General features: G+C 48.4%; 6 protein-coding genes and 3 rRNA genes. 8 read left to right on the plus strand and 1 reads right to left on the minus strand.

Features of this window, described 5'->3' with window-relative positions:
* Window positions 1-34: 34 nt before the first annotated feature.
* From MKZ13_RS03645 to MKZ13_RS03665, 5 genes are all read left to right on the plus strand, one after another.
* Window positions 35-1,587, plus strand: a 16S ribosomal RNA gene (locus MKZ13_RS03645).
* 314 nt (window positions 1,588-1,901) lie between these two features.
* A 23S ribosomal RNA gene (locus MKZ13_RS03650) occupies window positions 1,902-4,829 on the plus strand.
* A gap of 75 nt (window positions 4,830-4,904) precedes the next feature.
* A 5S ribosomal RNA gene (rrf, locus tag MKZ13_RS03655) occupies window positions 4,905-5,021 on the plus strand.
* Together the 16S, 23S and 5S rRNA genes form the textbook arrangement of a ribosomal RNA operon.
* A gap of 225 nt (window positions 5,022-5,246) precedes the next feature.
* Window positions 5,247-6,752 carry a dienelactone hydrolase gene (locus MKZ13_RS03660; RefSeq protein WP_339181842.1) on the plus strand — a complete coding sequence of 502 codons (1,506 nt, stop codon included), beginning with the start codon at window positions 5,247-5,249 and terminating at the stop codon, window positions 6,750-6,752.
* Window positions 6,753-7,088: 336 nt separating this feature from the next.
* Window positions 7,089-8,096 carry a ketoacyl-ACP synthase III gene (locus tag MKZ13_RS03665; protein WP_339181844.1) on the plus strand — a complete coding sequence of 336 codons (1,008 nt, stop codon included), beginning with the start codon at window positions 7,089-7,091 and terminating at the stop codon, window positions 8,094-8,096.
* A 179-nt stretch (window positions 8,097-8,275) separates the two neighbouring features.
* On the opposite strand, the gene MKZ13_RS03670 is transcribed toward MKZ13_RS03665, so the two are convergent.
* The gene (locus tag MKZ13_RS03670) at window positions 8,276-10,210 is read right to left on the minus strand and encodes an amidase family protein (RefSeq protein WP_339181845.1); all 1,935 of its coding nucleotides are present in this window, start codon (window positions 10,208-10,210) and stop codon (window positions 8,276-8,278) included.
* Between the two features lie 369 nt (window positions 10,211-10,579).
* Here MKZ13_RS03670 and MKZ13_RS03675 point away from each other — a divergent pair, with 369 nt between their 5' ends.
* From MKZ13_RS03675 to MKZ13_RS03685, 3 genes are all read left to right on the plus strand, one after another.
* Window positions 10,580-12,709: a DNA topoisomerase III gene (locus MKZ13_RS03675; RefSeq protein WP_339181848.1), complete on the plus strand. Its 2,130-nt coding sequence runs from the start codon at window positions 10,580-10,582 to the stop codon at window positions 12,707-12,709.
* A 154-nt stretch (window positions 12,710-12,863) separates the two neighbouring features.
* Window positions 12,864-13,001: a hypothetical protein gene (locus MKZ13_RS03680; RefSeq protein WP_186327993.1), complete on the plus strand. Its 138-nt coding sequence runs from the start codon at window positions 12,864-12,866 to the stop codon at window positions 12,999-13,001.
* 125 nt (window positions 13,002-13,126) lie between these two features.
* Window positions 13,127-13,390: a DUF1294 domain-containing protein gene (locus MKZ13_RS03685; protein WP_017690702.1), complete on the plus strand. Its 264-nt coding sequence runs from the start codon at window positions 13,127-13,129 to the stop codon at window positions 13,388-13,390.
* The last annotated feature ends 128 nt before the right edge of the window (window positions 13,391-13,518 follow it).

Below are 13,518 nucleotides of genomic sequence, written 5' to 3' on the forward strand. Positions count from 1 at the left end.
GATTCAAAATGAGCTTATCGCTCTTTTCAATACTTTATTGGAGAGTTTGATCCTGGCTCAGGACGAACGCTGGCGGCATGCCTAATACATGCAAGTCGAGCGGAGTTGATAGGAAGCTTGCTTCCTTGATACTTAGCGGCGGACGGGTGAGTAACACGTAGGCAACCTGCCCTCAAGTTTGGGACAACTACCGGAAACGGTAGCTAATACCGAATAGTTGTTTTCTTCGCCTGAAGGAAACTGGAAAGACGGAGCAATCTGTCACTTGGGGATGGGCCTGCGGCGCATTAGCTAGTTGGTGGGGTAACGGCTCACCAAGGCGACGATGCGTAGCCGACCTGAGAGGGTGATCGGCCACACTGGGACTGAGACACGGCCCAGACTCCTACGGGAGGCAGCAGTAGGGAATCTTCCGCAATGGGCGAAAGCCTGACGGAGCAATGCCGCGTGAGTGATGAAGGTTTTCGGATCGTAAAGCTCTGTTGCCAGGGAAGAACGCTTGGGAGAGTAACTGCTCTCAAGGTGACGGTACCTGAGAAGAAAGCCCCGGCTAACTACGTGCCAGCAGCCGCGGTAATACGTAGGGGGCAAGCGTTGTCCGGAATTATTGGGCGTAAAGCGCGCGCAGGCGGTCATTTAAGTCTGGTGTTTAATCCCGGGGCTCAACCCCGGATCGCACTGGAAACTGGGTGACTTGAGTGCAGAAGAGGAGAGTGGAATTCCACGTGTAGCGGTGAAATGCGTAGATATGTGGAGGAACACCAGTGGCGAAGGCGACTCTCTGGGCTGTAACTGACGCTGAGGCGCGAAAGCGTGGGGAGCAAACAGGATTAGATACCCTGGTAGTCCACGCCGTAAACGATGAGTGCTAGGTGTTAGGGGTTTCGATACCCTTGGTGCCGAAGTTAACACATTAAGCACTCCGCCTGGGGAGTACGGTCGCAAGACTGAAACTCAAAGGAATTGACGGGGACCCGCACAAGCAGTGGAGTATGTGGTTTAATTCGAAGCAACGCGAAGAACCTTACCAGGTCTTGACATCTGAATGACCGGTGCAGAGATGTACCTTTTCTTCGGAACATTCAAGACAGGTGGTGCATGGTTGTCGTCAGCTCGTGTCGTGAGATGTTGGGTTAAGTCCCGCAACGAGCGCAACCCTTATATTTAGTTGCCAGCACTTCGGGTGGGCACTCTAGATAGACTGCCGGTGACAAACCGGAGGAAGGTGGGGATGACGTCAAATCATCATGCCCCTTATGACCTGGGCTACACACGTACTACAATGGCCGGTACAACGGGCTGCGAAATCGCGAGATGGAGCCAATCCCAACAAAGCCGGTCTCAGTTCGGATTGCAGGCTGCAACTCGCCTGCATGAAGTCGGAATTGCTAGTAATCGCGGATCAGCATGCCGCGGTGAATACGTTCCCGGGTCTTGTACACACCGCCCGTCACACCACGAGAGTTTATAACACCCGAAGTCGGTGGGGTAACCGCAAGGAGCCAGCCGCCGAAGGTGGGATAGATGATTGGGGTGAAGTCGTAACAAGGTAGCCGTATCGGAAGGTGCGGCTGGATCACCTCCTTTCTATGGAGAATCGTTTCCTGCAACGGAAACATTCAAATCGCAGACTAGATCTGCACAAACTACTCACTCGTTGCTCAGTTTTGAGAGCTCAAACTCTCAAACAGCTTGCTTTTGCATGGAGCTTGTTCTTTGAAAACTAGATATCGAAACGAAACAAACGCGAATTAGAACATTCCTTTTTAGCTGAACTTGTGTTAAACAAGTCAAGTGTATAAAGGTAGTTAAATTGCTTTTGTGATGGTATCGGGTGAGAGCGACTTTTGGCTTTGCGCAAGCAAAACAAGGGAAGCGAGCGGCCGAAACCGGAACAAAATGGTTAAGCTACTAAGAGCACACGGAGGATGCCTAGGCGCTAGGAGCCGATGAAGGACGTGGCGAACAACGAAACTGCCTCGGGGAGCTGTAAGCAAGCTTTGATCCGGGGGTGTCCGAATGGGGAAACCCAGCTGGGGTAATTTCCAGTTACACCTAACTGAATACATAGGTTAGTGTGAGGCATACCAGGGGAACTGAAACATCTAAGTACCCTGAGGAAGAGAAAACAATAGTGATTCCGTCAGTAGCGGCGAGCGAACGCGGAGAAGCCCAAACCAGAGAGCTTGCTCTTTGGGGTTGTGGGACGTCTCACATGGAGTTACAAAGGAACCGGTTAAGCGAAGAGGTCTGGAAAGGCCCGCCAAAGAAGGTAAAAGCCCTGTAGTTGAAAGTCTGTTCCCTCCGAGACGGATCCCGAGTAGTGCGGGGCACGTGAAACCCCGTATGAATCCGGCAGGACCATCTGCCAAGGCTAAATACTTCCTAGCGACCGATAGTGAAGCAGTACCGTGAGGGAAAGGTGAAAAGCACCCCGGAAGGGGAGTGAAATAGAACCTGAAACCGTGTGCTTACAAAAAGTCAGAGCCCGTTTTAGGGGTGATGGCGTGCCTTTTGTAGAATGAACCGGCGAGTTACGTTCCCGTGCAAGGTTAAGGTGAAGAGCCGGAGCCGCAGCGAAAGCGAGTCTGAATAGGGCGACTTAGTACGTGGACGTAGACCCGAAACCGGGTGATCTACCCCTGTCCAGGGTGAAGGTGCGGTAACACGCACTGGAGGCCCGAACCCACGCATGTTGAAAAATGCGGGGATGAGGTGGGGGTAGCGGAGAAATTCCAATCGAACTCGGAGATAGCTGGTTCTCCCCGAAATAGCTTTAGGGCTAGCCTCGGAAAACAGAGTCGTGGAGGTAGAGCACTGATTGGGTGCGGGGCCCGCAAGGGTTACCAAGCTCAGTCAAACTCCGAATGCCATAGACTTACTTCCGGGAGTCAGACAGTGAGTGCTAAGATCCATTGTCAAAAGGGAAACAGCCCAGACCATCAGCTAAGGTCCCCAAGTGTGTGTTAAGTGGGAAAGGATGTGGAGTTGCACAGACAACCAGGATGTTGGCTTAGAAGCAGCCATCATTGAAAGAGTGCGTAATAGCTCACTGGTCGAGTGACTCTGCGCCGAAAATGTAACGGGGCTAAACACACCACCGAAGCTATGGCTTGATGCTTTGCATCAGGGGTAGGGGAGCGTTGTATAAGGGTTGAAGGTGTACCGTAAGGAGCGCTGGACATTATACAAGTGAGAATGCCGGTATGAGTAACGAAAAGATCAGTGAGAATCTGATCCGCCGAAAGCCTAAGGGTTCCTGAGGAAGGCTCGTCCGCTCAGGGTAAGTCGGGACCTAAGGCGAGGCCGAAAGGCGTAGTCGAAGGACAACAGGTCGAAATTCCTGTACCACCGTAAGCCGTTATGAGCAATGGGGGGACGCAGTAGGGTAGTGACGCGGACTGATGGATGTCCGTCTAAGCAGTGAGGCTGATGTGTAGGCAAATCCGCACATTGTAAGGCTGAGCTGTGATGGGGAGCGAAAATTATAGTAGCGAAGGTCATGATCTCACACTGCCAAGAAAAGCCTCTAGCCAGGTGATGGTGCCCGTACCGCAAACCGACACAGGTAGGCGAGAAGAGTATTCTAAGGCGCGCGGAAGAACTCTCGTTAAGGAACTCGGCAAAATGACCCCGTAACTTCGGGAGAAGGGGTGCCCCGGTAGTGTGAATAGCACGAGGGGGCCGCAGTGAAAAGGCCCAAGCGACTGTTTAGCAAAAACACAGGTCTGTGCGAAGCCGTAAGGCGAAGTATACGGGCTGACGCCTGCCCGGTGCTGGAAGGTTAAGGGGAGTGGTTAGGGAGTAATCCCGAAGCTGTGAACCGAAGCCCCAGTAAACGGCGGCCGTAACTATAACGGTCCTAAGGTAGCGAAATTCCTTGTCAGGTAAATTCTGACCCGCACGAATGGCGTAACGACTTGGGCGCTGTCTCAACGAGAGATCCGGTGAAATTTTAATACCTGTGAAGATGCAGGTTACCCGCGACAAGACGGAAAGACCCCATGGAGCTTTACTGCAGCTTGATATTGAATTTGGGTACGATCTGTACAGGATAGGTGGGAGCCTTTGAAGCATGAGCGCCAGCTTGTGTGGAGGCAACGTTGGGATACCACCCTGATCGTATCTAGGTTCTAACCTGGTACCGTAATCCGGTGCGGGGACAGTGTCAGGTGGGCAGTTTGACTGGGGCGGTCGCCTCCTAAAGAGTAACGGAGGCGCCCAAAGGTTCCCTCAGAATGGTTGGAAATCATTCGAAGAGTGCAAAGGCATAAGGGAGCTTGACTGCGAGACCTACAAGTCGAGCAGGGACGAAAGTCGGGCTTAGTGATCCGGTGGTACCGCATGGAAGGGCCATCGCTCAACGGATAAAAGCTACCCTGGGGATAACAGGCTTATCTCCCCCAAGAGTCCACATCGACGGGGAGGTTTGGCACCTCGATGTCGGCTCATCGCATCCTGGGGCTGAAGTAGGTCCCAAGGGTTGGGCTGTTCGCCCATTAAAGCGGTACGCGAGCTGGGTTCAGAACGTCGTGAGACAGTTCGGTCCCTATCTGTCGTGGGCGTAGGAAATTTGAGAGGAGCTGTCCTTAGTACGAGAGGACCGGGATGGACGTACCGCTGGTGTACCAGTTGTTCCGCCAGGAGCACCGCTGGGTAGCTATGTACGGACGGGATAAACGCTGAAAGCATCTAAGCGTGAAGCCCCCCTCAAGATGAGATTTCCCAGTATGTAAGACCCCTTGAAGACGACGAGGTAGATAGGCTGGGGGTGGAAGTGCAGCAATGCATGGAGCTGACCAGTACTAATCGGTCGAGGGCTTATCCAATAGCAAGTGATAATTCGCATGTTTCGTTTCGAATCTAGTTTTCAGAGAACAACACTCTGAAATGTAAGCTACGCGTTTGGTGGCGATGGCGGAGGGGTTCCACACGTACCCATCCCGAACACGACCGTTAAGCCCTCTAGCGCCGATGGTACTTGGACCGCAGGGTCCTGGGAGAGTAGGACGCCGCCAAGCAATAGAAGACACACTTGAGGATATCGAGTGTGTCTTTTTTATTTTATCTAATCTGATCTATGAAAGAGGAACAGCTCACATTTGTTGGGCTTTTTCTTATTATTGCCCTCTCACTTAACTTACACGGTTGTAAGGCAATTGTAAGTTAGATCAATACAATCAATCTAGTGGCTCCTGTATACTAACCCTATCCATCGATGAGGTTGATTTTCAGGGGGAGTTGGCGTGAGATTTATTGAAATTTTATTATTCTTCTCAAGTGTTTGTTTATTGGCATTTTTGTTCATTCCCAATGAACGTATACGAAGAATTGCTGTGCTCCTGACAAGCGGAGCAGGCTCCATTTTTTTAGTGATACATCTTCTTGTCGAAAGATACAGAATTCAGCTTTTATTTTTATACGGATTTACGACCCTGATGTTCATGTTTTCTCTTATAAAAGTGGTTCGAACGCACAAAGGCGTGTGGCCAGTCTCCCGAATTCTTAGAGTGCTTGGTCCCATTTTCATTGCAATTGGGCTGATCGCAACAGTCTGTTTCCACTATGTGTTTCCGGTTTTTGACCCTCCAGCACCAACTGGCAAGTTAAAAGTAGGCACACAAGTCTTTCATTTCATCGATCCAAACCGGGAGGAGACATTCGGGAAATCAGAGACAGGCAAGAGAGAATTAATGGTTCAGGTATGGTATCCGGCTGAAGCTGGTACTGGGAAGTATACTCCATTTATACCTAATCCCCGAATTTTATCTTATATGGCGGAGAGTTATGGCCTTCCTGGGTTTACTTTTCAACACCTGAAGTATGTATCCAGTCATGCTTACTTGGCGACTGAAGTCTCTTCAGCTCAGGACTCATACCCATTGGTTCTTGCAAATCCCGGCTTTGGTTCCTCCAGGTTTCTTCACACGTCACAAGCCGAAAATTTGGCGAGTCACGGATATATCGTGGCAGTGATCGACCACACCTATAATACATTTGCAACCGAGTTTCCGGACGGTCAAATCACGACCAATACAACCAGCGATTTGTTTTCACCCGAACATGATTACAGAACAGAAAGAGAAAAACGTGACGAGTTGGGAAAAGTGTTAACCGCCGATGTGGTGTTTGCGCTGGACCAATTCGAACTGATTCAATCGGGGAAAATTCCAAGTCAGCTAAAAGGGAGGGTGGATCTGGTTCATATCGGAGTGTTCGGTCATTCCATTGGAGGAGCGACGGCCTATGATGCTTCTTACGATCCACGAATAAAAGCTGGGATAGACCTTGATGGAGGACTTTATGGTCTGCATGACAAAGAGGGCCTGCGGAAGCGGATTTTGTTCATGAACTCGGAAAGTGGATACGAAAAATTAAAAATGTTGATCGATCACCGAGTCTACACGGACGCTGAACTTAAGCGTATGGGTAATACAAGAGAGTGGGTGGATCAAGAAAAGAAAGACAAACAGTTGGAGCTTGATCGGATGCGTAAAACAGTTGCCGAAGGGGGACAAGTTCTATATATCGATAATGCGGAGCATTTAAATTTTGCAGACGTGCAGTTCATTTCTCCAATTTTCAAAATTCTGGGCATTACAGGGAAGATTGCGCCCGATAGAGCGAATTTCATTATTAATTCCTATATGTTGGATTTCTTTGACATGTATCTGAAAGAAAAGGACGGAATCTTAATGAACGGACCGAATAGTCGGTTCCCGGAAGTGAAGTTCATAACCCCGTTATTATAATTATGGAACAGGTTGTCGATATTGCGACAACCTGTTTTTTTATGTGATTTTGTATCCGTTTCTTCAAACGTAGCTAGCAGAAATGTCAATTCCCCGTCCCCTTTATTGAGGTTGACCTTAACCTGTAATTTTTAATTCGATTGATGTAACCCTTTTATAAGGACAAAGTGTCTATAGAAAGCTCGTAAATAGGGTAATGGTTCAGTAACTTCTCTTCACTCGGATAAAAGTAATGCGGATTCCGAGTATAAATTGAGTAAAGATTATAAAAAAATTAGTACCAAGTACTAAGACTTAGTGCTATAATAGAAAAAAACAAGTGAGGTGACTACCGGTATGAATCATCAATCAAAGGCAACCATCACGGCAATGGGGACGTATGTACCGGATCGAATATTAACGAATGCTGATCTGGAGAAATTAGTCGAGACAAGTGACGAATGGATTGTGCAGCGTACTGGGATGAGAGAACGGCGAATTGCAGCTGAAGATCAATTTGTATCTGACCTGGCTACGAAGGCTGTAGAAGATATGATACGTCGTTATGATGTAAGTGTGGAAGATGTGGATATGATCCTTGTGGCTACAAGTACACCTGAATATGCTTTTCCAAGTACGGCATCCCGGGTACAGGCTAACCTTAAAATCCCACACACGGGCGTACTGGATTTAAATGCTGCATGCGCAGGTTTTACTTACGGGCTACAGCTAGCCGACAGTCTGGTGACCAGTGGAATGTACCACAAAGTACTGGTTATTGGAGCAGAGACATTATCCAAAATTACGGATTACACAGACCGCACGACTTGTGTACTGTTTGGTGATGGAGCGGGGGCCTTCTTGGTGGAGAGATCATCGGGTGCTGAAGGTGACTTTATGGCAGCCATATCAGGTACACATGGAGAAGGCGGTCTACATCTCTATAAGAGCGGTCTTTCTTCGGAGATGAATGGTGTGCCTTTACAGGGAGAAGGTTGTTTAGTTCAGAATGGGCGAGAGATCTATAAGTGGGCTGTACGGACGATTCCAGAGCAATTGGGTAAACTTATAACGAAAGCTGAATTAAGCCCTGACCAGATTGACTGGTTTGTCCCGCATAGTGCCAACATGAGAATGATTGAAGCTGTTTGTGAACGTGGTCCGGTTCCTTTGGAACGTACTTTAACCAGTGTCGAGTATCGTGGGAACACATCTGCTGCTTCCATTCCGCTTGCTTTACAGCTTGCAGTGGATGAAGGGAAATTGAAAGAAGGACAGAGCGTAGCTCTCTTTGGCTTTGGCGGTGGTCTGACGTACGCAGGTCTGGTGCTGAAATGGGGCGTGCCGGACAAGGTTCAGGAATGAGTAACATACGACTGTATGCAACAAAAAAATAAATAGAGAAAATAAAAGAGACCACCCAAACTTCATGTAGTCATGAAGAGGGTGGTCTCTTTAGTGGGTTAACTCGTTTCAAAAAAGTGATATGATTGCATCTGTTTTTTGAAACGAGTTAACCGGAATTGCTTAATCCCATAAATATTTTACGGCGTAAGCTTAGGGGCTTGGCGGTGATGAGTTCCTTGTTCGTAGCTGTAAGCAAGCTTGATCAAGGTACCCTCATCAAAGGCACGACCCAGGAACTCCATGCCTACTGGCAGACCTTCTGTTGTGAAACCAGCAGGGACCGTGATCGCCGGGAAGCCGGAGAAAGGACTCAATCGGTTGTTACCCCCAGAGTTTTGTCCTTCGCCAATAACACCAGCGGCTTGTGTGGACGTAGGATAGATGATGGCATCCAGATTATTATCTGCCATAACTTTCAGCAGGGACTCACGTGTAACTTGGGTACGTTTCAGGACGATGTCCTTGTACTCTGTAGTCTCCAACGTTTGGCGTGCATCCCGAGTTTTCATGGATTGCTCCTGAGACTTGTCGAACTCTCCGGAAGCGATGATCTCGGACAGACTGTGATATGGAGCATCTGCGCCCAATGAGTCCAGATAGTCATTCAGTTGGAACTTGAATTCATATCCGCTGAGACTTGGGTATTTATTGATCTCAGTCAAGTTCGGGATAGAAATGGGGACTGCGGTAGCACCCAGTGACTTCAATTCTTCCACAGCCGTGTTGATCACGTCAGCAACGGCTTTTTCTTCAGCTTTGGTACTTGGGATGAGTTCTGTGGCCACACCGATGCGTGCACCTTTCAACCCGTTTACATCCAAGAAATCAGTGTAGCTGGAAGGGATTTTTCCAACCGCATAAGCTGTAGCGACATCCTTTTTATCATAGCCGGCTGTAGCATCCAGCATGATTGCAGCATCACTTACTGTACGAGCCATAGGTCCACCGACATCCTGTGTCAAAGCCAATGGGATAATACCTTCACGGCTGGACAGTCCAATGGTTGGACGGATACCCACAAGGCTGTTGAAGCTGGAAGGGATTCGGATCGAACCGCCAGTGTCTGTACCCATACCGGCTGCGGCAAAGTTAGATGCAATGGCTGCACCTGTTCCACCGCTTGATCCACCTGGATAGTGGTCCAGGGCGTAAGGGTTCAATGTTTGTCCACCCAATGAGCTGGATGTCGTGATGCCAAATGCGAATTCATGCAGGTTTGTTTTGCCCAAAATAATGGCGCCAGCTGCTTTGAGTTTCTTCACTTGTTCAGCATCGTGAACAGGGACGGAATCTTTCAGACAGATACAGCCTGCGGTTGTTGGCATGTCATTGGTATCGAAATTGTCTTTCACCAAAACCGGAACGCCATGCAGAGGTCCACGAGAACCTTGAGCTGCACGTTCTTCGTCCAATTGCTCCGCAATTTGGAGTGCATCCGGGTTCAGGGTTAATACGGCGTTGATGCTTACACCTTGATCATCGTATTTCTCAATGCGGTCCAGATATTTCTGAACTAGCTCTTTTGATGTCAGTTTTCCTTGCGTCATTGCGGCCTGGAGATCCATAATGGTTGCTTCCTCCAGCACAAACGGTTTTATGTAGTTATAAATGCGGTCTTTCAGTATGGAGAGGTCATTCTCGGTAAGTACAGCGTTTGGAAGGAAGAGGGAATCGGTATAACCTTTCATTAGCCCTGCGGTATTCAATGCACCAACAGCACCTGCGAAAGTGGCTTCATCCGGGACATCCTTGAATGATTCGGAAGTCGAATCAAGTTCGAGCCATTGTTGCAAGGCGATCGCAGCATCTTTACGTTGTACGGTTGTGCCGGAGAGTTTGTCCATGGTAAAAGGAACACCTGCAAGTGTAGCCGCTTCTTCCATGGCCTGAACAAATGCGGCCGGAGTAACAGGCGCTTTTCCTTTGGATACCGCAGCTACTGTTGTTTTACTCGTAGGCGTTGCCGTTGCGGCTGATGCCGAAGGAACCGTTCCTCCCCAAGTTGTGGCAACAACAGCTCCCGCCAGTAACAAAGCCCCACTTTTTTTCAATACAGATCCATGATAAGTCATGCATCCACGCTCCCTTCTGTGTCTCATTGATGTGTGTAGCAGCGATTCTGTTTCTATGCTTTGACACATTGTATAGTTATGTCAGATAATCTTACAAGGTTTATATTTATCCAAAATAACGTATACATCAATACATTACAGTGTTAATACTTATTCATACTTCTGTTTACACGTACTCAGAAAAACTATTACATATTATAATGTAAAGAAATATAACATATGTTTGATATGTTGATTAAACATGAGGTTACAGGATGCGAGCAGATTAGGAAGTAGAGATGACAGAGCATACCTTTAGTGTGAAATGATATAATGAAAAGATAGGAATAAAAGAGACATAACGTTCTACCAGAGAGGAAGAGATATGAAGTGAAGACATTGGTACTCGCAGAAAAACCATCTGTAGCACGCGAAATAGCCAGAGTTATGGGTGCGCGTGATAAACATAAAAGTTATATGGAAGGCCCGAAATATATCGTTACCTGGGCGCTTGGACATCTGGTTGGATTAGCTGAACCCGAGGATTACGACAAAAAGTATGCAACATGGAATCTGGAGGACCTGCCCATTCTGCCAGATCGTACGAAATTGAAAGTACTTAAAGAGACCAACCATCAATATAAAGCCGTGCAGCAGTTGATGAAACGTCAGGATGTAGGCGAACTGGTCATTGCGACCGATGCAGCACGTGAGGGAGAATTGCTGGCTCGTTGGATCATGCAGATGGCGGGGTGGAAAAAACCTTTTAAACGCCTGTGGATCTCATCCCAGACAGATAAGGCGATCAAAGACGGATTTGCTTCGCTGAAGCCAGGCAGTCAGTTCGACCGCCTCTATGAATCTGCACGTTGCCGGGCGGAGGCTGACTGGATGATCGGACTTAACGTGACCCGTGCATTAACCGTTCGTTTCAATGCCCAGTTGTCTGCTGGACGTGTACAAACTCCGACCTTGGGCATGATTATGGACAGGGAAAATGAAATTAATGGTTTCCGCTCGCAGGAGTATGAGACGTTAACGGCGGATTTGGGAGGTTTTCAGGCTGTGTGGCGGGCAGCTGGGGGAGATTCACGAATTTTCGACCCTCAGGAAACGCAAGAATTGAAGAAACGGGTGGACGGGCGCAAGGGCACGATTGCCCAAGTGAAGAAAAGCGAGAAAGTAGAGCCACATCCACTGGCATATGATCTGACGGAACTGCAACGGGATGCCAACCGGAAATATGGTTTCTCGGCGAAGCAAACATCAAATGTCCTGCAACGTCTGTACGAGCAACACAAGCTTGTGACATATCCGCGTACAGACAGTCGATACCTGACTTCGGACATGACAGCTACATTGAAAGAACGTCTGGACAGTGTAGCCATTGGACCTTATGCGTCTTTGGCACGTCCATTACTGCGCAAAAATCTGAATATCACCAAACGTATTGTGGATGACAGCAAAGTTACGGATCACCATGCGATTATCCCCACGGAGCAGACGGTGCTCCTGAATCAATTGAATCCAGAGGAACGCAAACTGTACGATCTGATCGTACGTCGTTTTATCAGCCTGTTCTACTCGGCAGCGAAGTACGATTCGGTTGCGATCACGGTTCAGGTGGGGAATGACTCCTTCCATGTTAAAGGTACAACAGTGAAAGAAAGTGGATGGCGTGAAGTATACGGCGGTGATTACAGCGATGATGACGATGACCGTGCTGATGATGCAGCAGACCATGAGCGTGCGCTTTTGCCAGATGTGCAGCAAGGACAGTCCGTGACGGTTCAGCGTTGCCATATCAAAAGTGGACGGACGATGCCGCCCAAACGGTATACCGAAGCCGCTTTGCTTTCCCAGATGGAAAAGCATGGACTCGGAACTCCGGCTACACGTGCGGATATTATCGAGAAGCTGGTCAGTTCCGATACAATAGATCGTCAAGGCAACAGCATGCACCCGACTGGCAAAGGAAAACAGTTGATTGAACTGGCTGCTCCGCAGCTTCGTACACCGGATCTGACTGCTCGCTGGGAAGCTGAACTGGAACGCATCGCTCGTGGGCAAGGGAAACCGGGGCCGTTTCTGGATAGTATCCGATCCATGGCAAAAGAGCTGGTGTCTACGGTAAAAGGCAGCAAAGCAGAGTACAAGCCGCATAATGTGTCCAATAGCCATTGTCCGGACTGTAACGCACGGTTGTTGGAGAAGAAAGGCAAGCGCGGTAAGTTTCTTGTATGTCCTACCGAGGACTGTGGATTTCGTCGTTCGGCAGAGAAAAGATTGTCCAATCGTCGTTGTGCGCAGTGCCACAAAAAGATGGAAATTAAAGAAGGCAAGGCGGGGTTATATGTACAATGTCTGCCTTGCGGCATTACAGAAACGCTGGATAAGGACAAACAGCATGTGAACAAACGCGATCAGCAAAAGCTGGTGAAACAGTATGCGAAGCAGGAGTCCATTGGGTCAAACCTTGGAGATCTGCTGAAGGCGGCTATGGAGAAAAAGGGAGAGTAGAGCAAGCTCTGAGTTAGCGTATCACGCATGTAATGCTAGTTGTGAATAACTGACGTTATGGAGAGGGATTGCTGCGCGTATCCCTAATCATACATGTGATGCGGTATAAGATCCTCTGTTTTCAGGCAACGTAAGCCAAGGAGGTGATACCCACATGCCGCATAACAAACCCGAAAAGATCCATAACCAGCAGAACAAAGATAGCATTCGGGAAGAAAACATCGCTGTTCGTCCAGCCAAAGCAGCCAAAAGAGTACCAAGTCTGAACGGTATTCCCAAGCAGGAGTCCTAGGTCAGAGTGAGTTAGCGTTTATACACCAATTTCCGGTTCCCTACCCGGTGCGTTGAACATGTCTCGAATGAGGACTATAATGGAGACAGGGAGATGTCCCGGGACAGGGGGATCGCTAGAATTATATGCAAACCGGACTTATATTGTGGTTTTTATTTATTAATGTAGTTGGTTATCTGGTGATGTCGGATGATAAGAGGCGTGCACAACAGCGTCGTGACCGTACACCCGAACGGACGTTATTCTTATTAGCCTTTATAGGCGGTGCTTTGGGAGTCTGGATCGCAATGTATCGGAAAAGGCATAAGACTAAACATCCCAGCTTCACCATTGGTATTCCATTGTTGTTATTCTTGAATGCGGTAATCTACGGTTACTTTATTCAATGAACACATGCGTAACCGTTCATACTGTGGTCTCATATGTAAATTCATTCTTATAAATGGTTCATTGTGGCTCTGGAACGTTTAAGGAGTTACATGGTTCTGTTATTTAACTGTTAGTTTATTACATGTCA

Source organism: Paenibacillus sp. FSL R5-0701 (assembly GCF_037973995.1).
Taxonomy (GTDB): domain Bacteria; phylum Bacillota; class Bacilli; order Paenibacillales; family Paenibacillaceae; genus Paenibacillus.

Bases quoted from the DNA above. Each gene is read 5' to 3' on its own strand.
- MKZ13_RS03665 (WP_339181844.1), top strand. From the start codon at position 7,089: ATGAATCATCAATCAAAGGCAACCATCACGGCAATGGGGACGTATGTA.
- MKZ13_RS03685 (WP_017690702.1), top strand. From the start codon at position 13,127: ATGCAAACCGGACTTATATTGTGGTTTTTATTTATTAATGTAGTTGGT.
- MKZ13_RS03680 (WP_186327993.1), top strand. From the start codon at position 12,864: ATGCCGCATAACAAACCCGAAAAGATCCATAACCAGCAGAACAAAGAT.
- MKZ13_RS03670 (WP_339181845.1), bottom strand. From the start codon at position 10,210: ATGACTTATCATGGATCTGTATTGAAAAAAAGTGGGGCTTTGTTACTG.